At 35.8% G+C, this 20,512-nt stretch carries 18 protein-coding genes, 1 pseudogene and 1 riboswitch; of the genes and pseudogenes, 13 read left to right on the plus strand and 6 right to left on the minus strand.

Annotated elements, in window-relative coordinates:
* The first annotated feature begins 3 nt into the window (after positions 1 to 3).
* On the plus strand, positions 4 to 1,245 hold the full coding sequence (locus tag LKE46_RS02195) for a HAMP domain-containing sensor histidine kinase (RefSeq protein ID WP_291718020.1): 1,242 nt from the start codon (positions 4 to 6) through the stop codon (positions 1,243 to 1,245).
* A 16-nt stretch (positions 1,246 to 1,261) separates the two neighbouring features.
* On the opposite strand, the gene LKE46_RS02200 is transcribed toward LKE46_RS02195, so the two are convergent.
* The 4 genes from LKE46_RS02200 to tpx all read right to left on the minus strand — a co-directional run bounded on the left by LKE46_RS02200 (position 1,262) and on the right by tpx (position 4,971).
* On the minus strand, positions 1,262 to 2,317 hold the full coding sequence (locus LKE46_RS02200; protein ID WP_291718022.1) for an HD-GYP domain-containing protein: 1,056 nt from the start codon (positions 2,315 to 2,317) through the stop codon (positions 1,262 to 1,264).
* Positions 2,318 to 2,485: 168 nt separating this feature from the next.
* A complete protein-coding gene (locus tag LKE46_RS02205) occupies positions 2,486 to 3,844 on the minus strand; it encodes a PFL family protein (protein ID WP_291718024.1) in 1,359 nt (452 codons plus the stop codon).
* A 35-nt stretch (positions 3,845 to 3,879) separates the two neighbouring features.
* Complete coding sequence (locus LKE46_RS02210; RefSeq protein WP_291718026.1) at positions 3,880 to 4,149, minus strand: ACT domain-containing protein; 270 nt, start codon at positions 4,147 to 4,149, stop codon at positions 3,880 to 3,882.
* A 107-nt stretch (positions 4,150 to 4,256) separates the two neighbouring features.
* Positions 4,257 to 4,353, minus strand: a riboswitch (glycine riboswitch).
* A gap of 123 nt (positions 4,354 to 4,476) precedes the next feature.
* On the minus strand, positions 4,477 to 4,971 hold the full coding sequence (tpx, locus tag LKE46_RS02215; RefSeq protein ID WP_291718028.1) for a thiol peroxidase: 495 nt from the start codon (positions 4,969 to 4,971) through the stop codon (positions 4,477 to 4,479).
* Between the two features lie 179 nt (positions 4,972 to 5,150).
* Here tpx and ymfI point away from each other — a divergent pair, with 179 nt between their 5' ends.
* Positions 5,151 to 5,894, plus strand: a complete 744-nt coding sequence (gene ymfI / locus LKE46_RS02220) for an elongation factor P 5-aminopentanone reductase (RefSeq protein WP_291718030.1) — start codon at positions 5,151 to 5,153, stop codon at positions 5,892 to 5,894.
* 120 nt (positions 5,895 to 6,014) lie between these two features.
* Positions 6,015 to 6,848 (plus strand): response regulator, encoded by an 834-nt coding sequence (locus tag LKE46_RS02225; RefSeq protein ID WP_291718032.1) that lies wholly within the window; start codon positions 6,015 to 6,017, stop codon positions 6,846 to 6,848.
* 44 nt (positions 6,849 to 6,892) lie between these two features.
* On the opposite strand, the gene LKE46_RS02230 is transcribed toward LKE46_RS02225, so the two are convergent.
* Together LKE46_RS02230 and LKE46_RS02235 are read right to left on the minus strand one after the other, a co-directional pair.
* Complete coding sequence (locus LKE46_RS02230; protein ID WP_291718034.1) at positions 6,893 to 8,122, minus strand: SH3 domain-containing protein; 1,230 nt, start codon at positions 8,120 to 8,122, stop codon at positions 6,893 to 6,895.
* 152 nt (positions 8,123 to 8,274) lie between these two features.
* Positions 8,275 to 9,258, minus strand: a complete 984-nt coding sequence (locus LKE46_RS02235) for a G1 family glutamic endopeptidase (RefSeq protein ID WP_291718036.1) — start codon at positions 9,256 to 9,258, stop codon at positions 8,275 to 8,277.
* Positions 9,259 to 9,449: 191 nt separating this feature from the next.
* On the opposite strand from LKE46_RS02235, the gene LKE46_RS02240 reads away from it, so the two are divergent.
* From LKE46_RS02240 to LKE46_RS02285, 10 genes and pseudogenes are all read left to right on the plus strand, one after another.
* Positions 9,450 to 11,819, plus strand: a complete 2,370-nt coding sequence (locus LKE46_RS02240; protein WP_291718038.1) for an ATP-dependent DNA helicase — start codon at positions 9,450 to 9,452, stop codon at positions 11,817 to 11,819.
* A 29-nt stretch (positions 11,820 to 11,848) separates the two neighbouring features.
* Positions 11,849 to 12,658, plus strand: a complete 810-nt coding sequence (gene aroE / locus LKE46_RS02245) for a shikimate dehydrogenase (protein WP_291718040.1) — start codon at positions 11,849 to 11,851, stop codon at positions 12,656 to 12,658.
* Positions 12,659 to 12,668: 10 nt separating this feature from the next.
* A complete protein-coding gene (locus LKE46_RS02250) occupies positions 12,669 to 13,190 on the plus strand; it encodes a shikimate kinase (protein WP_291718042.1) in 522 nt (173 codons plus the stop codon).
* Positions 13,183 to 13,950, plus strand: coding sequence for a type I 3-dehydroquinate dehydratase (gene aroD, locus LKE46_RS02255; protein WP_291718044.1), 768 nt, complete (start codon positions 13,183 to 13,185; stop codon positions 13,948 to 13,950). The genes LKE46_RS02250 and aroD overlap by 8 nt, the downstream gene beginning before the upstream one ends.
* Before the next feature lie 64 nt (positions 13,951 to 14,014).
* On the plus strand, positions 14,015 to 14,425 hold the full coding sequence (locus LKE46_RS02260) for a coiled-coil domain-containing protein (protein ID WP_291718046.1): 411 nt from the start codon (positions 14,015 to 14,017) through the stop codon (positions 14,423 to 14,425).
* A gap of 15 nt (positions 14,426 to 14,440) precedes the next feature.
* Entirely contained in the window at positions 14,441 to 15,088 is a 648-nt protein-coding gene (locus tag LKE46_RS02265) for a L,D-transpeptidase family protein (protein WP_291718048.1), read from the plus strand.
* A gap of 167 nt (positions 15,089 to 15,255) precedes the next feature.
* A complete protein-coding gene (locus LKE46_RS02270; protein WP_291725519.1) occupies positions 15,256 to 15,519 on the plus strand; it encodes a metal-sensing transcriptional repressor in 264 nt (87 codons plus the stop codon).
* Positions 15,520 to 15,538: 19 nt separating this feature from the next.
* Positions 15,539 to 17,797, plus strand: a pseudogene (locus LKE46_RS02275) (heavy metal translocating P-type ATPase); the annotation flags it as partial.
* Between the two features lie 52 nt (positions 17,798 to 17,849).
* On the plus strand, positions 17,850 to 18,077 hold the full coding sequence (locus LKE46_RS02280; RefSeq protein ID WP_291718051.1) for a heavy-metal-associated domain-containing protein: 228 nt from the start codon (positions 17,850 to 17,852) through the stop codon (positions 18,075 to 18,077).
* Positions 18,078 to 18,254: 177 nt separating this feature from the next.
* Entirely contained in the window at positions 18,255 to 20,417 is a 2,163-nt protein-coding gene (locus LKE46_RS02285) for a heavy metal translocating P-type ATPase (protein ID WP_291718053.1), read from the plus strand.
* Positions 20,418 to 20,512: the final 95 nt, after the last annotated feature.

The raw sequence follows: 20,512 nt of genomic DNA on the forward strand, positions 1-20,512 counted from the left end.
CATATGAAAAGATATTTTATTAATCCGGAGCTTAAAAAAAGTTCCGCAATTATTTTACTTTTAAATCTTATATTTTTTACTGGTATGCTTTTAACTGTAAAAATGTATTATGACAGTTTAAGAAGAGATTATATAAAGACTTTTGGAACTGTTGTTGCCGAAGTGAGTAAAAGTAACCCGGAAATCATAAAAGAAATAATGCCTGCTATTGTAAAGGGAGTAGATGATAAAGATGAACAATCTGGAATGCTCATGCTAGAACAGTATGGTATCACTGAAGATTTGGAAAATGGACTTTTCCCATATATCAATAAAACCTATGCAAAATATAAATTTTTTGTATTCATTCAAATATTTACTGTAACAGCTGTGCTGTTTGTGCTTAATTATATTCACCATGGATATTTTTATGAGAGAATAAGAAGATTCAATATCGGTGCGAAAAAAATACTGCAGGGTGATTATGATATATCAATGCCAGAAGATAGAGAAGGTGATTTTTCAAAGCTTTCAACCTCGTTTAATTCAATGAGGGAAATAATAAGAAATAATTTCGATGAATTAAAAAAGGAGAAGACTTTTCTAGTCAATCTGCTTTCAGATATATCCCACCAGCTAAAAACACCTCTTTCCTCAATGATAGTCTACAATGATATTCTTTTGAATAAACATGTTTCAAAAGAACAGTCGGATGTTTTTTTGCTCAACAGCAGAAATCAAATGTACAGAATGAATTGGCTTATTAAAAGTTTATTGAGACTTGCAAGACTTGATGCCGGGGCAATTCAGTTCAATATGGAGCTGCAGAGCCTAAATGAAACTGTAATGTATTCACTTGAAGCTCTTGATGAGAAGATAGAAAATACGGGAGTGAAAGTCAATGTTAATCAAAAAAATGAAGTCATTTTTTCCCATGACAGGGAGTGGATTTGTGAGGCGCTTATGAATGTTCTGAAGAATTGCATCGAACATGTGAGAGAAGATGGAATTATAAATATAACTATTATGGAAAATCCAATATATAGACGGATTGCAATATCCGATAATGGTGAAGGTATACCAGAAGCTGATCTGCCAAATATATTCAAGAGATTTTACAGAGCCAGGAATTCCAAAGACAAAGAATCAATAGGAATAGGTCTGGCACTGGCAAAATCCATAGTAGAATCCCACAACGGGATTATTGTTGCAAACAGTATTCTAGGAAAAGGAAGTACATTCACCATTACATTTCTGAAATACTAAAGTTGTATATTATGGTTCAAATAACCAGGCTTTTGATATAAAGGTTCTTTTCTTTTCGCAGATCAAGGAAACCATTTTCATTAAATAGCAGTGGATTTGTCAAATCGTTGATATTTATTTGAAGTATTTTGTAGGTCTGATTATTATTCAGAATAACATTTTCACCAATATAATAGTCTATTATATGATTTAAAAATGTAGTTGTGTATTTACAATCCAATTTTCCGAGACTTTCATTCTGCAGTACCTTTAAGGCTTCAAAAGGGCCGGCGATACTTTTATAGTAATTTTCAGAGTTTGCTTCATCGAATAAGTCGGCAATAGCTATTATTCTGGCAAATTTATGTATTTTATCCTCTTTTATGCCAAGAGGATATCCAGATCCATCCATTCTTTCATGATGCATCAGTATTCCATAAGCTATAGAATTGCTCAAGTACGGAATTTTTTTGACAAGATTGTATCCTATAGTAGGATGTGTCTTGAATATTTTGTATCCCTCAGAGCCAAAATTGTATTCTTCAGCCAATATATGTTTATCTAGTTTGACTTTACCAAAATCATGTAGTATTGCAGAATAAGTCAGTAGATTTATTTCTTTATCATCAAGGCCTATCCATCTTCCAAGTATACTGCTTATAGCTGCTACATTGATGCTGTGTCTATAGATAGTATCGTTTCCACTTCCATAAAATACTATATTCCTGACAACAATTCCAGTTGAACTGAACTCTTCCTGTATTTTTTCTGTGAATTGTCTTATATCTTCTATTTCAGGAACTCTAAGATTGGATACTTTATAGAATACATCTTTTAAATTAGAAGACAATTCATTGAAGGTGTCTTGAAGTTCCTGCACTGTTTCTGTATTGACGATTAAAGGTTCGGAATTGTATTCAACATAAACATCTACATTATTTACAATGTAGTTTTGTTTCAATCTATCTATTATGGATTTTGTGATGGAAATGTCCTTGGCCAGCAGTATCTTGTTTTGGTAAATAATATCGCCAGCAGATACCATTCCAGGTCTCAACTCGTCAATTCTTAATACTTTCTTTTTTAATGGCATATGCTTCACCCCGTAAATAACTAAATTAGAAATATATAGCAAGTACTTATATTATCGTGTGTTATATATACATCTAAATACATTTTATATCAATATTTTGTATTATAAGGACAAAAATTAAAAAAACTGCAGAAAAATACACTGGATTTTACTGCAGCTTTCAACAAGCTAATTTTTAAAACTGTGAATTGGAGCAGGAATTCTGCCTCCTCTATTTATAAAGGCCTGACTGGAGAATCTACTTACAGGCATTATAGGGGCCTTGCCGAGAAGCCCGCCAAAATTGGCTTCATCACCAACGGATTTTCCATACACAGGAATAACCCTTACGGCAGTTGTCTTGTTGTTTATCATTCCGATAGCAGCTTCATCTGCAATTATACCGGATATAGTGGCTTCCGGTGTATCTCCAGGAATTCCTATCATGTCAAGACCTACAGAACATACACAGGTCATGGCTTCCAGTTTTTCCAGATTCAATGAACCTGTATTTACAGCACTTATCATTCCCTCATCCTCGCTTACAGGTATAAAAGCGCCGCTTAGACCGCCGACCTGGGAAGCTGCCATTATACCTCCCTTTTTAACAGCATCATTTAAAAGGGCAAGTGCAGCGGTTGTTCCCGGACATCCACAGCTTTCAAGGCCTATTTCTTCAAGAACTCTTGCTACACTGTCACCTACGGCAGGTGTCGGTGCAAGGGATAAATCCACTATCCCGAAGGGTACATTCAATCTGCTTGAAGCTTCCTGCGCTACCAGCTGACCCATTCTGGTTATTTTAAATGCGGTTTTCTTTATAGTTTCGGCAACTACGTTGAAGCTTTCACCTTTTATTTCTTCAAGGGCACATTTGACAACGCCAGGTCCACTCACGCCTACGTTGATTATTGCTTCAGCTTCACCTACACCGTGGAAGGCACCTGCCATAAAAGGATTGTCTTCCACTGCATTCGCAAATATTACAAGCTTGGCACATCCTATACTTTCATTTTCCCTTGTTAGATAGGCAGCCTTTTTTACTATGCTTCCCATATGTTTTACTGCATCCATGTTTATGCCGGATTTCGTACTTCCTACATTTACAGATGAGCATACCTTCTCAGTCACAGCGAGAGCTTCTGGTATTGAATCTATAAGAATTCTGTCACCCTTTGAATAGCCTTTATGTACAAGGGATGAAAAACCACCGATAAAATCTATTCCAAGAGTATGGGTAGCTTTATCAAGGGTTTTTGCAAATTCTACGTAATCGGAATCCGAACTTGCCTGGGCAATAAGTGAAATAGGTGTAACAGACACTCTTTTATGTATTATTGGTATGCCATATTCTGTTTCTATGTCATTTGCAGTCTTGACTAGATTTTCAGCATATTTGGTTATTTTGTCATATATTTTGGTCCTGCATTTTGTACCATCGCTGTCTATGCAGTCCAGAAGTGATATGCCCATGGTGATTGTCCTGATGTCAAGATTTTCCCGCTCGATCATATTTATTGTTTCCATTATATTCTTAAAATTAATCATTAAAACACCCTCTATATTTAATATTGTAAATGATATTATATTTCGTGCATGGATGTGAATATATCTTCACGCTGTATTTTAATTGAAACTTTGATTTCATCAGCTTTTTGTGTAAGGATATCTTTTAATGAATTGAAGTTTACCTTCATATTGGATATGTCTACAAGCATTATCATTGTGAAGTAACCCTTTATCAAAGTCTGGTTTATGTCCAGAATGTTTATGCTGTTTTCAGATAGTATTGATGTTATTTCATGTATTATTCCAACCTTATCCTTCCCAAGTACAGTTATAAAAGCCTTCATTTTTACCGCTCCCTTTTCATATTGATATATCATTTGAAGAAAAATAAAAGAGACTAAATGACTAGTCTCCGGGAAATCAAATTTGAATGGGAATTAAAATTCATCCCAATAGAATCCCTGTCCTTTTACCTGAGAGTTTCACTAGAAACAATTGCTAGTTTTCCCCTTCGGCGCTCCAAATAGAGTCTCTCCAGAGGTACGTCAGATAATAGTCTTTATAAATTCAATTATCTTCATCCGATATTAAAATTATAAGAAAAATTATAGCATATTGTTAAAATCAAAGCAAATAAAAAAAGCTGCAGTATTCAAGCAGCTTTCCTCTTTCTATTTTGCTTCTCTGGCAGCTTTCAGGATTTCATCGTAATCTGGATAATCCGTTACCTCGGGAATATAATTCACATATGTTACTTTATTGCTGCTGTCAACTACAAAAGCAGCTCTCGCCAGGAGTCCAAGATCCACAATATAAGTTCCAAAGTTCTTGCCGAAACTTCTATCCTTGTAATCTGATGCTGTAAGTACATTTTTTATTCCATTTGCTGCGCACCAACGTTTCTGTGCAAAAGGCAAGTCCATGGATATCGTATATACTGTAACACCAGGTATCTGAGAACTTTTTTCATTGAAAGTCCTGGTTTCCAAATCACAAACGGGAGTGTCTATGGATGGAACTGTTAAAAAAATTCTGACGCCATTTGTGTCCTTCAATGATATAGGATCCAGATTATTATCTATTATGGTGAAGTCAGGTACGGTATCACCTACTTTAATAATATTTCCAGATAGTTTTACAGGTTTTCCCTGAAATTTTAATTCCATATAAATCCCTCCAATAAAATATATTGTTTAATAATTATTATCTTTTATATTTATTATAATACCACAATTATATAAAATATGCAATTAATTTTCTTTTACCACTGTTTAAACATATTGGCAATTTAGTGTATAATTTATGATGAATTATTTACTATGGAATCACTAAGGAGTGAACTCAATTGGAGAATTTAGGCGGTAAAGTAGCAGTAGTAACAGGGGCATCCAGAGGCATAGGAAAATCTATAGCAGTCAATCTGGCGAGATGTGGTGCAAATGTGGTCGTAAATTATAAAAGCAGCAGAAGCGAAGCAGAGCAAACATTGAGTGAAATAAAGAAATACGGAAGCACAGGTTTAGTGGTCCAAAGTGATATAAGTATGTATGAAGATGCCAGAAAATTGATGGACCGTACAGTCGAATACATGGGCAGGATTGATATACTTGTAAATAATGCAGGAGTATCCGATATAGGAGTTTTTGTAGATATGGTGGAAGAACAGTGGAATAAAATAATAGATGTCGATCTTAAAGGAGTACTCAATTGCACGCACTGTGCATTGAAGTACATGATCCCGAAAAAAAATGGGAATATAGTGAATATATCTTCTATATGGGGCAATGCTGGAGCTTCCTGTGAAGCTGTCTATTCAGCAGCTAAAGGTGCTGTAAATTCATTTACAAAATCAATTGCAAAAGAAATGGCCCTGTCAAATATAAGAATAAATGCCGTGGCACCTGGTGTAATTGATACACGTATGAACGGCTGGCTCGGCAATCAGGAAAAACAGGATCTAATAGATGAAATACCGGCAGGCAGATTTGGGAAAACCGATGATATAGGAAGCGTTGTAGCTTTTTTATGCAGCGAATCCTCCAGATATATAACGGGACAGGTAATAACTGTAGACGGGGGTATGCTTTAAACATTATAAAACTTTATTGTCAATGTAATTAAAATATATATCAATAATGATAAAAATTGTTCGATAATTAACAAGGGTATTTAAGCTGTTACAAAAATTATTAATATAGGATGAGTTGACATGAGTAAAGTTATAATATTGGATGATATGGCGTATATAAGGTACAGGATCAGAGATACGTTGGAAAATATGGGACTGGATGTGTGTGAGTCAAATAATTCCTTCGATTTTTTCAACAAGTTGTCCGACAATAAAGATGATATAAGTCTTATAATATTGGAAGTGGGACTTGGCAGCGAGGATGGATTTGAGGTACTTAAAAAAATTAAGGCCAGGGAATTGAATATTCCCGTTATGGTACTTACCAAACTGAATACAAGAGATGCATTTATAAAATGCATAAAAGAAGGTACTTCCGAATATATTTTAAAGCCCTTCAATAACAAGGTACTGACTGAAAGAATAAGAAAACTTGTTAAAGCCTTTGATACCAACAGTGATTGTGGCGAAATAAAATATTTGAATTTTCAGCAGTATATCACAAGACAGATAGAAAGAGCCAAGATTGAAAATACCAGATTGTCAGTTATGATGTCAAGTTTGGTTAAACTGAATGTGAAAAAGACAGATGAAAAAATAGAAGTTAAGGACAGCTATCTAGTTTTAATGGATATTCTCTACGAAAAGCTGAAACAATTTTTTAAAACCCCGGATTTATTTGAAAAATACGGACTTTCCACATTTATTGCAGTTCTTCCGAAGTGCAATACGAATATGGCAAAATACAGAATAAGCAATATAGAAGTTTTATACGATAATATTAAAAGCCAGGATTCCAATTATTCTCAATATCATCTTGTGAGTGAATCGGTTACCTTTCCGGAGGATGGTTTGAATAAGGATGAGCTTCTTAATAAGCTTGCCGTTAAAATCAAGAATAAAATCAATGAATAAGAAAAGACAAACCTAGGTTTGTCTTTTCTTATTGCTATAATTTTTTATAGTAATTTTATATAATCTGAGTGGACATATCCAGTAGTTGATCCTACAGATACTTTGTACCATAATCCACTTGTACCAAGAATGGTTACATTAGTTCCATTTGACAGCGAAGAAATTACACGACCCGTCCAGGGACTGAGCCTTAAATTTAATGATGAAGAAGGATCTTTCAAAGTTACCTTGCCTGACTTTTCCGAGCTTGAACTGCCGCTTGAAGCTGCAGCTGCCTGTGAAGCAGACACATAACTTGATGAAACATAGCCGGTTTTACCATTTACGCTGACTTCGTACCAGCCACTGCTTGTACCTATTATGTTCAATTTGGTGGCGTTTGAAAGAACACCTATAATGGAGCCATTAGGCGAATTCCTCAAGTTCAATACTGAAGAAGCATTGCTCAATTTTACATACCCGATTTTTGAGGATGCTGTGGTGCTGCTTCCAGAACCCTGTCCAACTGATGGACTGAGAGCATTCCCGATCTTTATATAATCGGCGCTCACATATCCATAAGTGGAATTGAACTTGATTTTATACCAATTTCCTACTATTCCAACGATTTGAACAGATTGTCCAGATTTTAAACTCCCGATTACTCCGAAAGAAGTGCCTGCCCCGCTTCTTACATTCAATGAGTTAGATACATTTACGATTCCCGATTTTGAAGTTGCCTGGACAATAGGCGTAGAAGTATTGGAAGAGGATGAACTGCCTGATCCAACGTATATGTATCCTTTTAAGAATAAATTGCCCCTATCCTGCATCTGAGCCTTTGACATGGCTTTTACGCTTCCATCATAAGCACCTCTGACGTTGAAATTACCTTCATTGAGGTATACAGTATTTCCTTCAACCTGCTCTACAAAACCAACATGTCCATAACCCTTTGAACCTCCGCTCCATACTGCAATTGAATTTGCCTGTGGCTCGGTTCCGTAGGAATATACTCCATCTCTTGCATTGGCATACCACCAGTCAATAGCATTCCCATAGAATTCCGAAGGTAATGTAATGCCAAGTTTCTCAATAACCCTTCCATATGTAAACCAGGTACACTGACCAGTATATCCACATTTTGCAAAAATATTTCCTTCACTTGTATATGCACTGCTTTGAGTGTTTGGTATAATTCCAGCAGCTTGGACATTATTGTACACTAGAGGATTGATACTCATGAGAGATGCCGAAATAAAGAATGAAAACACCAGCTTTTTAGATCTGTTCATGACTTACCTCCTGTTTATAATATAATTATATTATCGTTTGTATTAAAAAATAGTTTAATACAATTATACTATTTTTTTAAATTATATTCCATAAAATAATATAAGTGCAGATTTGGTATTTTACACAAATCTGCACTTTCTTATTTTTTCAACTAATAGCCGACTGCTGCACGTTGTCCGGGATGAGTATATCCACCGGGATATACTGAAATATGCCCCGGAAAACTGCCTGGTCTGTGTCTGAAATTTGGTATGCTGCTGATATTGCCGGTACTGGTTGAATTGGTAGTTGCTGTAAATGATTCGCCGTCTGTTCCTATTTCAGAAGGATATATTGCGATGTTTCCGTTTCCTGATACCATGGCAACGGGATGGACTTCATTGCTGGAATCATTCAGCGAATTTCCATTGGCTTTGGCCGATTGGTACTTTACCGTATCCGTATTTGCCAGAGGCAGCAGCTGGTTGTATTGATTTGATGGATCTTCACTTATCCACTCTGCCGATGTGCCAATCCCCTGTTCATAGGAAGAATCAAGGGTGGTGGATATGGTTTTGCCAATTGTTTCTCCTTCAGGTGTAGTTGCAGTAAAGGTCAAATTCCATGTAGAATCCGAGGTCTTGGATATGGTGACGCTGATAGTGGAACCGATTGGTATGCTCATTATATTCTGAGAGGCATCCGGAAGCTTTTCCCAAAATACATTTGCAACAGGTTGTCCATCTTCTATTTCTTCGATAGTTCCCATTTGAAGAAGATCTTCAGAATTTACTCCTCCCAGGCCTATCCACTGTGCAGCTAAAGCATTTTGTTGATTGGCTGAAATATTAGGGACTGTCCAATTTCCAGAAACACTTGTATAGGCATCACTTTGAGAAGCAGGTGTGACTATATATCCAGCCCAGTTACCTGATTTTTCGGCGTTGGCGGGAAGATTCACGGTATTTATGGTACTATTGGACTGATTTTGGTGAACTGACTGACCTATATGCCGGGAATGATAATTTGACAGTATATAGTTATTATCGGCAGTACTGCTGGATTGTTCCGCTGCAATTACAGATCCAGATATTCCTCCCAATGCCATAAATAGTGCCAGAACCAGTATCTGAAGCTTTTTTAAAATACTTTTCATTTTGATTTATCCCCCTCTCTTAATGTTGATACTTATGCATATTTTCCTGCTTTTATATTACAAAATCATGATGAAAATATTACTATACTGTGAACTTTTTTTATGTGATGGTTTATTTGGGAAAAGTCTATTTATGATATAATAAGTTTTAAGCATAACTTTATGAGTATAACGTTGAAAGAGTTGATTTTATGGCCTGCAATGAAAATGAGATAAAAATATCTGTAAGAAATCTTGTGGAGTTTGTATTCAGGTACGGGGATCTGGACAATAGATTTACAAGCAGTGCAAGAGCTGTTGAAGGTACAAGGGTGCATCAGGAACTGCAGAAACAATACAAAAGCAGAATGAAGGAGAAGGACGGCATACAGCAGTATGATTCTGAAGTATTGTTGAAATATAAAATACAATACCGGAGCTTTAAATTTTTCATAGAAGGTCGTGCGGACGGCGTAATAGTGCAGGATGACTGTACTATCATAGATGAAATAAAAACAGTTGCAATACCTCTGGATACTATAGATGAAAATTATAATCCTCTGCATTTTGCTCAGGCCAAATGTTATGGGTACATATATTCCATTCAGAACAACTTGGAAGACATATACATTCAGCTGACCTACTACAATATAGATGACAATAAAGTCAAATTTATTAAAAAAGAGTTTCGTATAGGTGAATTAAAGGGTTTCTTTGAGGATGTTCTGGAAAGGTATTATAAATGGGCGGAATTTAAGAACAAATGGAATGAAATGAAAAATTCTTCAATTGAAAAACTCAAATTTCCATTTGGAGGATACAGGAAGGGGCAGAGAGATCTGGCGGTTGCAGTATACGGAACCATAAGGGATGGAAGAAGATTGTTTGCAAAGGCACCTACCGGCACGGGAAAGACAATTTCCGTACTTTTCCCTTCAATAAAAGCTATGGGACAGGAAATTGTGTCCAGAATATTTTATTTGACTGCAAAAACCATTACGAGGACTGCAGCAGAGAATACAATCAGGATATTGACTGAAAATGGGCTGAAATTGAAAACACTTACGCTTACGGCAAAGGAAAAAATGTGTTTTAAAGATGAAGTGACCTGTAATCCGGAAAAATGTGAATTCGCAAAAGGGCATTATGATAGAGTAAATGAAGCTATATTTGATATCATAAACAGGGCAGATTTGATAACAAGAGATAAAATAATAGAATATTCCAGGAACTTTAAGGTTTGTCCCTTTGAATTTTCCCTGGATCTGGCATTGTTCTGCGACTGTATAATATGCGACTACAATTATGCATTTGACCCGGAAGTTTATCTCAGAAGATTTTTTGATGACAGTGCAAGCAATTATATACTGCTGATCGACGAGGCACATAATCTTGTGGATAGATCAAGGGAGATGTTCTCCGCGGAGATTCATAAAAAACCATTTCTGGATATAAAAAAGTTCATCAAGGGTGACATTAAAAGCTTGAAGGCGTTAAATAAGATAAATTCCTATATGCTCAAATTAAAAAAGGGTTTTGAGGATATATATGTTCAAAAGGATAAACTTGTTGAATTATATTTCATGTTGAAAGATTTTTTGCAGAGAATTGAAAAATGGATAGTTCAGCATCCTGAAAGTGAAGGGTATGAACAGATCCTGGAACTTTATTTTGCTGTAAATTCTTTTATAAAAATAGGTGAGAGCTATAATTCGAGTTTTGTTACATATATGGAAAATATGCCCACGGATATAAAAATAAAGGTATTGTGTCTTGACTCGGCTTCACTTTTAGATGAAAGGATGGAAGGAGCACGTGCCGCAATACTTTTCTCAGCTACACTGTCACCCATTGGATATTTCAAGGAAATGCTTGGCGGAAGGGATGGTGATTACAATATAACTATTCCTTCACCTTTTGATATACAGAACAGAACAATCCTGATAGCAAATAATGTGAGTACGGTTTATAGAAAAAGGGGAAAAAGTTATCTTCCCATTGTAAGGTATATAAATGAAATGATATCCATGAAAGTCGGGAACTATATGGTATTCTTTCCATCATATTGCTATATGGAAAAAGTATATGAATTATTTACAGATGAATATCCGGATGTAGGAACTGTAATTCAAAAATCGGGCATGGATGAAGATGAAAGGGATGAATTCCTCATGAATTTTACTGAAAAAAATGGAGAATCTTTTGTAGCTTTTGCAGTGCTTGGTGGAATATTTTCCGAGGGAATTGACCTTAAGAAAGACAGACTTATAGGAACTATAATTGTGGGGGTTGGAGTTCCGGGGATATGTTTTGAAAGAAATATAATAATGAAGTATTTCAACAGAAAAAATGGACTTGGATATGAATATGCCTATATGTATCCGGGAATGAACAAGGTGCTACAGGCTGCAGGAAGGGTAATAAGAACTGAAGAGGACAGAGGAGTTATATTCCTGATAGACAACAGATTTCTTACAAGAGAGTACAAAAGCCTGTTTCCGAAGGAGTGGTATCCCAATAATATTGTAAATTCTACAGGCTGCGTCAAAAGTGTACTCAGTGGATTCTGGAACAGTGTATAATATCATTATAAATGAAAGGCGGAATTGGTATGAATGGTTTTTACGGATTGATAGGAGAAAAGCTGGGACACAGTTTTTCTCCTTTGATAAACAGCATGGTGCTTAAAAAAATAGGCTTGGAAGGAAATTACAACCTGTTTGAAGTTGAAAGGCCAAATATAGAAAAGGCTTTAGAAGGATTGAAGGTTTTGGGATGCAGGGGAAGCAACGTGACTATACCCTACAAGGTTGAGGTCATGAAATATCTGGATGAAATATCGGAGGAAGCTGAGAATATAGGTGCAGTAAATACCATAAAGTTCTGCAATGATACATTGAGAGGTTATAATACCGACTATTATGGTTTTGGAATGACCTTGAAAAAGTATGGAATAGGTGTCAAGGGCAAAAATGTGGTTATACTTGGAATTGGAGGAGCTTCCAGGGCTGTTGAAAGATATATTCTGGACAATGGTGCTGCGGACATAGTATATGTAAGCAGGAATCCAGCAAAGAATATAGGACGTGGATTTGAAATCATATCCTACGATGAACTCAAAAATATAAAAGACAGCGATATTATAATAAATTGTACACCCTGTGGAATGTATCCGAATGTAAACAACTGTCCTGTGGACAACGAAATTCTCGGTAGATTCGGTGCTGCTGTTGATTTGATATACAATCCTGAAAATACTTTGTTTCTCAAAAATGGAAAAGAGATGGGATTGAAGACAGTAAATGGCCTATATATGCTGATAGCACAGAATGCAGCGTCACAGAGAATCTGGCATGATATGGACATATCTTTGGAAATTGTAGATCGAGTGTATGATGAATTTGGAAAGCTGGATATATAGGGGGATTTTTATGGAGAACACAGGCAAAAATATAGTGCTTATAGGTATGCCGGGCAGTGGTAAAACCTTGATTGGCAGTAAAATATCCCTCAAACTCAATAAAAAATTTGTGGATCTGGATGAATATATTGAAAACAAAGAAGGATGTCCAGTTACAGAAATTTTTGAGAAGGGAGAAAATTATTTTAGACTGCTTGAGTCACGTGCAGCAGAAGAAGTCAGTGCCGAAGACAACATTATAATATCAACTGGTGGAGGTATTATAAAAAATTTTGTCAATATAATTAATTTAAAGAAAAAAGGGGTTATAATTTTTATAGATAGACCTATTCAAAATATAATAGGTGATGTGAATATAGAGAGCAGACCTCTTTTAAAAGATGGTGTTGATGCATTAAAAAAAATTTACAGGGAAAGATATGACATCTATAAAAAATACTGCGATTTTAAGGTAAATAATACAGGAAGTATTGATGAGACAGTTGATGCTATAATCATGATTTTTAACAGGGCAGGTGATATTAATGAATAAAATCATCAATGTCAGGAATACAATAATAGGAGAAGGTATGCCTAAAATCTGTGTACCCATGGTAGGAAAAAGTGTGAATGAACTCATGAATGAAGCAGAACTTCTAAAAAGTATTGATTTTGATATCATTGAGTGGCGGGTGGATTTTTTTGAGAGTGTAAAGAAAATAAACGAAGTGGAAGGTACACTCCGCAAAATTAGAGATATACTTCCTGAGATACCTATGATTTTTACATTTCGGAGTATAGATGAAGGCGGACAGATAGAAGCAAGTAAAGAATTTTATGTGGAGCTTAACGAAAAAATTATTCGAACAGGACTCGTAGATATTATTGATATCGAGCTTTTTAATGACGAAGATGATATAAGAAAGTTAATTCATACAGCCCATATGAATTCTGTATTTGTTATTATTTCCAATCATGATTTAAAAAAAACACCGTCAAAAGAGGAGATAATATATCGTCTTTGCAGAGAACAGAAGCTTGGTGGAGATATTATTAAAATTGCAGTAATGCCAAATTGTACTAGAGATATAATTAATTTGCTGGATGCTTCACAAATTGTAAAAGAAAAATATGCCAGGGCGCCTGTTGTAACCATGTCAATGGGTGGGAAAGGTGTTATAACCAGATTGTCAGGTGAGATCTTCGGGTCGGATATTACATTTGCAGCTGTAAAAAAAGCTTCTGCACCCGGACAGATTTATATAGAAGATGTGCGTAAAACAATCCAATTGCTGCATAATAATCTAAATTAGACAAATACTGGTTAAAATGTTAAAATGACAGCAAAGCTCTTGTATATTTTATGGAAGGTTGTTTATGAAAAGAATAAAAAGTATTATAATTGAATTGGCAGTTATAGTTGTTATATTTTCTATTGTCACTCTTGCCGATTTAGTTGATATCCAAATAAAGAATTCATCGCAGCATTTAAAAAATATACAGGACATGGAATCTGTGATAGACCAGAATAGAAAACAGATACATGAACTGGAGAATGATATAATGAAAATAAACAAGCAGATTTCAACTTTGAAAAAGGATATTGATAATTCTTCAGATGACAGAGACAAATTAAATGCCAGGATCATTGAATACAATAATAAATTGAAACAGCGCAATGAAAAACTGAAAATCTACAATGAAAAGGTCAATGAATACTCCAGGGATTATAACAGCTATAAAAACAGTCAGGGTATTATAAACGGAATCAAATATTTTTTTAAATAGAGAACGGGTGATGAAGTGAAAAAAAGGGACGGAGTTTATCCATTTTTATTTTTGGTATTTGGAATAATACTGATTACACTGATTTCAGGATTGTCAATAAAAAGCTATGTCAGAAACAGCCAGGATAAAAGTAAGGTTTCCGTGAATTCAAATAATCAGTACAACAATAAAATATTCTTTATCAAACCGGCTTATGATCCAAAGGATACGTCTGTAAAGATATTCAAGGAAAAAAGAATCCTGGAGCTGTATGGTGACAATAAATTGGTTGGAAGATTTAAGATAAGTCTTGGAAGACAGGTCAGCGGGGCAAAGGAAAGAGAAGGAGACAACAGGACTCCTGAGGGAAGCTATTATGTATGTTATATAAATGCAAACAGCAAATATAAATATTTTTTCGGAATAAGCTATCCAAATATAGAGGATGCCCAAAATGGATTGAACAAAAATGTCATAGATGAAATTACCTACAATAAAATCAAGATGGCAATTGATGAAGGCAGAACACCTCCTTGGCATACACCTCTTGGAGGCGAAATCGGAATTCATGGAGGAGGTACGCAGTCTGACTGGACTTATGGATGTATTGCTATGTCAGATAAAGATATAGATATAGTAAAAGATTATATAAAATTAAAGACAGAAATATATATCTATAGATAAATAAGTCAAAAAATGCTTTGAAAAGTTTGAAATAAGTGTTATACTATAGATACTTGATATAGTACTGATTATCATTATTGATTCAAACAGACCATTCATATGTTTGAATTTTATATTTTAAATAAAAACCACCCCGCAGGGGTGAGGGGGTTATTATGGATTGCTGTATGAACGAAGATAAAAAGAAAGCAATACAGGCATTGAAAACGTCAAAGGGTCAGATTGATGGAATCATCAAAATGATAGAAGAAGGGAGATACTGCATAGATATATCAAACCAGATAATAGCCGCACAAGCACTTTTAAAAAGGGCAAATTTAATGATACTCAGGCAGCACCTTGATAACTGCGTAAAAGATGCCTTTTTAAACAACAAGGGAGAAGAAAAAGTCGATGAAATAATGAATTTACTGAAAAAACTTTTGGACTGATCAATTTTGTAAAAAGGAGGTACAAAAATTGGAGGATAAAACTTTAGCAATAGAGGGTATGACATGTGCAGCGTGCGCAAAGGCAGTAGAAAAGGCGGCACTTAGGGTCGAGGGAGTAAACGAGGCGAATGTAAACATTGCTACTGAAAAGTTAAGAATAAAATTTGATCCTCAAAAGGCAAAGATTTCAGATGTAAAAAAATCCATACAGAAGTCGGGCTACAGAGCACTTGAAGAATCTCAAAAAGAAGATAGTGACAGGGAAAGAAAACAGAGGGAAATAAATGGACTTAAAAGCAGGTTTATAATGTCTGTGGTGTTTGCAGTACCGCTCCTTATTATAGCTATGGTACCTATGATTATTGAAAAGATGGGTGGAATGCTTCCTCCTCCCATAGATCCTATGAATCATCCTGGAGTTTATGGACTTATTCAACTTGCCCTGGTAATTCCTGTAATGGTAGTTGGACACAGGTATTTTTCGGTAGGTTTTAAATCTTTATTCAGGCGGACACCCAATATGGATTCACTTATAGCAATAGGAACTTCTGCAGCATTTTTATACAGTACGGTTTCTGTAATAAGGACACTGGCATCCGGAATTGAGTATCACATGTATTTTGAGTCTGCTGGAGTAATACTTACTTTAATAACTCTTGGGAAATATTTTGAGGCTGTAGCAAAGGGTAAAACTTCCGAGGCAATAAAGAAGCTCATGGAGCTTGCACCTAAAACTGCCAAAGTAATCAGGAATGAAATGGAAGTTGAAATACCAATTGATGAAGTAAAAGTTGGAGATACAGTGGCAGTCAGACCAGGAAAAAAGATTCCTGTAGATGGAAGAATAGTTGAAGGATTCACATCCATTGATGAATCCATGATTACAGGAGAGAGTATCCCGGCAGAAAAAGCTGTAGGTGACAAAGTGATTGGTGCAAGTATAAATAAAAATGGATTTATAAAATATGAAGCAACTCAGATAGGCAAGGACACTGTACTGGCACAGATAATAAAGCTTGTTGAAGAAGCACAGGAGTCCAAAGCTCCCATACAGAAGATGGCTGATATGATATCCGGTTATTTTGTACCAGTAGTTATAACACTTGCAGTTGTATCATCTGCTTTGTGGCTGCTGTACGGCGAGTCATTTGTATTTGCGGTAACTATATTCATATCGGTACTTGTAATTGCATGCCCTTGTGCCCTTGGGCTGGCTACTCCTACAGCCATTATGGTGGGCACTGGAAAAGGGGCAGAGTACGGCGTACTTATAAAAAGTGGCGTGGCACTGGAGTCTGCCCATAAAATTCAGACGGTAGTGCTGGATAAAACAGGTACGATAACTGATGGAAAACCGAAGGCTACAGATATAATCGCAGCTGAAAATGTGGATGAAAGCTATCTTCTCAAAATTGCTGCCTCCTGTGAAAAAGCATCGGAACATCCACTGGCTGAGGCTATTGTAAAAGAAGCACAGCTAAGAAAAATAGAATTTCTGGAAGTTGATTCATTTAATGCTGTACCTGGACATGGTATCAAATCCGCTGTTGACGGTAAAAATATTATCTTAGGGAATGGAAAGTTCATGAGGGAAAACGACGTGGATTTAAATGATATGGAAAATAAATCACATCAATTGGCATCTCAGGGAAAGACACCTATGTACATTGCCTCAGACAACAAGCTTCTGGGAATAATAGCAGTTGCAGATACAGTTAAGAAGAACAGTAAAAAGGCCATAGAGAAACTTCATTCCATGGGAATTGAAGTTGCAATGATAACAGGAGACAACAAAAAGACAGCAGATGCAATAGCCAAACAGGTTGGAGTTGATAGAGTCCTTGCAGAGGTACTTCCTGAGGACAAGGCAAATGAAGTGAAAAAACTTCAGGCAGAGGGCAGAAAAGTTGCCATGGTGGGAGATGGAATAAATGATGCTCCTGCACTTGCACAGGCGGATATAGGTATGGCAATAGGCTCAGGTACGGATGTTGCCATTGAATCGGCGGATATAGTGCTTATTAAAAGTGATCTCATGGATGCTGTTACTGCAATAGACCTGAGCAAGAAGACAATAAAGAATATAAGGGAAAATCTTTTCTGGGCATTTGGATACAACACTTTGGGAATACCGGTTGCCATGGGAGTACTTTTCATATTCGGAGGACCACTTCTCAATCCGATGATAGCAGCTCTTGCCATGAGTTTCAGTTCAGTTTCAGTACTTTTAAACGCACTCAGGTTGAAAAGATATAAACCTGAAATATTAGTTGGCTGATAATCTTTATTTAAATATAAATTATATAATAAAAAATAGGAGGAATATCATCATGTTTTTCAAAGATAAGATAAAAAAGACATTGCACGTAGAAGGGATGACCTGCCAGCACTGTGTACATCACGTCAAGGAAGCATTGGAATCCATAGATGGAGTTTCAAGTGCAAAAGTTGATCTGGGCAGCAAGACTGCCGTTATAAAATCTTCCGGTGAAATAGAAGACGATGCTATAAAGAAGGCTGTGGAAGATGCAGGTTATGAAGTATCAAGTATAGAATAATCAGTACATGAAGGTATGAGGCTGTTTCAAAATCGGTTAACTGGTTTTGAAGCAGCTTCATTCTTTTTCAGAGTTATTGACAAGTATACTTTCTGGGATTATACTTATAGCATAATATATGTTCATATGTTCATACGTTTATATAAAACAACTAATATAGATTAAGGGGGGATTGTTATGGATGGTACAGCTGAAGTAAACTTGAAAAATACCCAAAATCGTGAAAAAGATCTTAAAAAATGGGTATTTATATTGGAAGGTCTTGACTGCGCGCATTGTGCCGCAAAGATAGAGGACAAGGTTAATAATATGCCTGAAATAAAAGGAGCTTCTCTGGATTTCCTGTCAAAAAAACTCAAGTTTGAAATTTATGATGAAAGCAGAATTGAAAGAACTATAGAAACTATAAAATCAATAGTCAATAAAATAGAACCGGAAGTAAAAATTGTATACGAATCGGAGAAAGACTTAAAAAACCCAAGAAGTGGAGAAAAAAGTTCAAAAGCTGAAAAGATAATTTTTTTAATAGCTGTCTCAATTTATATTGTCTGCACAATTTTTAAATTTTCATACTGGGTTGAATTTGGTCTATATGTTGCAAGTTATATTATAATAGGAAAAGATGTTTTAATTAAGGCTGGAAAGAATATTTCAAACGGTCAGGTATTTGACGAAAATTTTCTCATGTGTATTGCTAGCATTGGGGCTTTTTCAATTGGAGAATTTCCGGAAGCTGTGGCTGTTATGTTATTTTACAGGATAGGAGAATATTTTCAGGATAGGGCGGTGGACAAGTCCAGAAAATCAATAGCTGATCTGATGGACATAAAACCTGATTTTGCAAATTTAAAAACTGAGGATGGCATAAAAAAGGTTGATCCCGATTATGTAAATATAGGAGAGCTTATTATAGTTAAGCCTGGAGAAAAAATTCCACTGGATGGGGAGATAGTAGAAGGAAATTCCATGCTTGATACATCAGCTCTGACAGGTGAATCAGTTCCTAGAGAAGTTGTATGTGGGGATATAGTTCTTGGAGGATATATAAATAAAAATGGGGTTTTGACTGTAAAAGTAAACAAGAAATTTGGACAATCTACAGTAGCCAAGATACTTGATCTGGTTCAGAATGCCAGCAGCAAGAAGTCTCCAACAGAAAATTTCATTACAAAGTTCGCAAGATATTATACTCCCATAGTAGTTGCTTTTGCAGCAGCCCTGGCAGTAATACCACCTATGCTTATGCAGGATGAAAGTTTTTCAAAATGGCTTTACAGGGCACTTGTATTTCTGGTAGTATCCTGTCCTTGTGCGCTTGTCATATCAGTACCACTTGGATTTTTTGGCGGGATAGGAGGAGCTTCAAAAAATGGAATTCTTGTAAAGGGCGGAAACTATCTGGAGGCCTTGAGCAATGTGGATACGGTAGTATTTGACAAGACAGGCACTCTTACAAAAGGAATGTTTAAAGTTACGGACATTAAATCATTTAACGGATATGAAAATCAGGATGTTCTAAAATATGCGGCTTTTGCGGAAGCCTATTCTAATCATCCTATAGCCGTATCAATATTGAAGGAATATAACAAGAATGTAGATAAGGATGTAATTGAAAATTACACTGAAATATCAGGAAAAGGAATCAGGTCAATCATAGGTGGAAAAGAAATACTTGCCGGCAATTCAGGACTTATGGATGATGAAAAAATACAATACAGTAAGACGGAAAATTTTGGAACTACTGTCCATATAGCTGTTGACAAAGTCTATACAGGTTTTATATTGATATCAGATGAAATAAAGGAGGACTCGAAATCGGCAGTCAGATCCTTGAAGAACATCGGAATAAAAAACACAATAATGCTTACTGGTGATAATAAGATAATAGGAGAGAAAATAGCAAATGAGTTGGGAATTGATGAAGTTTACACTGAATTACTGCCTGATCAAAAGGTTGAAAAATTGGAGTATATAGATCGTCAAAAAGAAAGCAACAAAAAACTTGCCTATGTTGGAGATGGAATAAATGATGCACCGGTACTTGCAAGGTCGGATGTGGGAATTGCAATGGGAGGCATAGGCTCAGATGCTGCAATTGAGGCCGCAGATGTGGTTATCATGACGGATGAGCCGTCGAAGATAACTATAGCCATTAAGATAGCCAGAAGAACTAAAAATATAGTATCACAGAATATTGTATTTGCACTTGGTGTAAAAGCCGTAATTTTAGTTTTAGGGGCTCTGGGCATAGCAAATATGTGGATGGCGGTTTTTGGTGATGTAGGAGTTGCACTTATAGCAGTGATGAACTCTATGAGGGCCATGAAAGTTGTAGTTTAATAGTTGAGGATGTTTGCTGATTTGTTTAAGGTTTACATTATTTTAAAGGCAATATACTAAAAAATAGTACAGGATTTAACACTGTACTATTTTTA

Source organism: Clostridium sp. (assembly GCF_022482905.1).
Taxonomy (GTDB): Bacteria; Bacillota; Clostridia; order Clostridiales; family Clostridiaceae; genus Clostridium_B.

Excerpts from the sequence above, each read along its gene's own strand:
- LKE46_RS02195 (WP_291718020.1), top strand. The coding sequence starts at position 4 with ATGAAAAGATATTTTATTAATCCGGAGCTTAAAAAAAGTTCCGCAATT.
- LKE46_RS02200 (WP_291718022.1), bottom strand. The coding sequence starts at position 2,317 with ATGCCATTAAAAAAGAAAGTATTAAGAATTGACGAGTTGAGACCTGGA.
- LKE46_RS02205 (WP_291718024.1), bottom strand. The coding sequence starts at position 3,844 with ATGATTAATTTTAAGAATATAATGGAAACAATAAATATGATCGAGCGG.
- LKE46_RS02210 (WP_291718026.1), bottom strand. The coding sequence starts at position 4,149 with ATGAAGGCTTTTATAACTGTACTTGGGAAGGATAAGGTTGGAATAATA.
- tpx (WP_291718028.1), bottom strand. The coding sequence starts at position 4,971 with ATGGAATTAAAATTTCAGGGAAAACCTGTAAAACTATCTGGAAATATT.
- LKE46_RS02225 (WP_291718032.1), top strand. The coding sequence starts at position 6,015 with ATGAGTAAAGTTATAATATTGGATGATATGGCGTATATAAGGTACAGG.
- LKE46_RS02230 (WP_291718034.1), bottom strand. The coding sequence starts at position 8,122 with ATGAACAGATCTAAAAAGCTGGTGTTTTCATTCTTTATTTCGGCATCT.
- LKE46_RS02235 (WP_291718036.1), bottom strand. The coding sequence starts at position 9,258 with ATGAAAAGTATTTTAAAAAAGCTTCAGATACTGGTTCTGGCACTATTT.
- LKE46_RS02240 (WP_291718038.1), top strand. The coding sequence starts at position 9,450 with ATGGCCTGCAATGAAAATGAGATAAAAATATCTGTAAGAAATCTTGTG.
- aroE (WP_291718040.1), top strand. The coding sequence starts at position 11,849 with ATGAATGGTTTTTACGGATTGATAGGAGAAAAGCTGGGACACAGTTTT.
- LKE46_RS02250 (WP_291718042.1), top strand. The coding sequence starts at position 12,669 with ATGGAGAACACAGGCAAAAATATAGTGCTTATAGGTATGCCGGGCAGT.
- aroD (WP_291718044.1), top strand. The coding sequence starts at position 13,183 with ATGAATAAAATCATCAATGTCAGGAATACAATAATAGGAGAAGGTATG.
- LKE46_RS02260 (WP_291718046.1), top strand. The coding sequence starts at position 14,015 with ATGAAAAGAATAAAAAGTATTATAATTGAATTGGCAGTTATAGTTGTT.
- LKE46_RS02270 (WP_291725519.1), top strand. The coding sequence starts at position 15,256 with ATGAACGAAGATAAAAAGAAAGCAATACAGGCATTGAAAACGTCAAAG.
- LKE46_RS02280 (WP_291718051.1), top strand. The coding sequence starts at position 17,850 with ATGTTTTTCAAAGATAAGATAAAAAAGACATTGCACGTAGAAGGGATG.
- LKE46_RS02285 (WP_291718053.1), top strand. The coding sequence starts at position 18,255 with ATGGATGGTACAGCTGAAGTAAACTTGAAAAATACCCAAAATCGTGAA.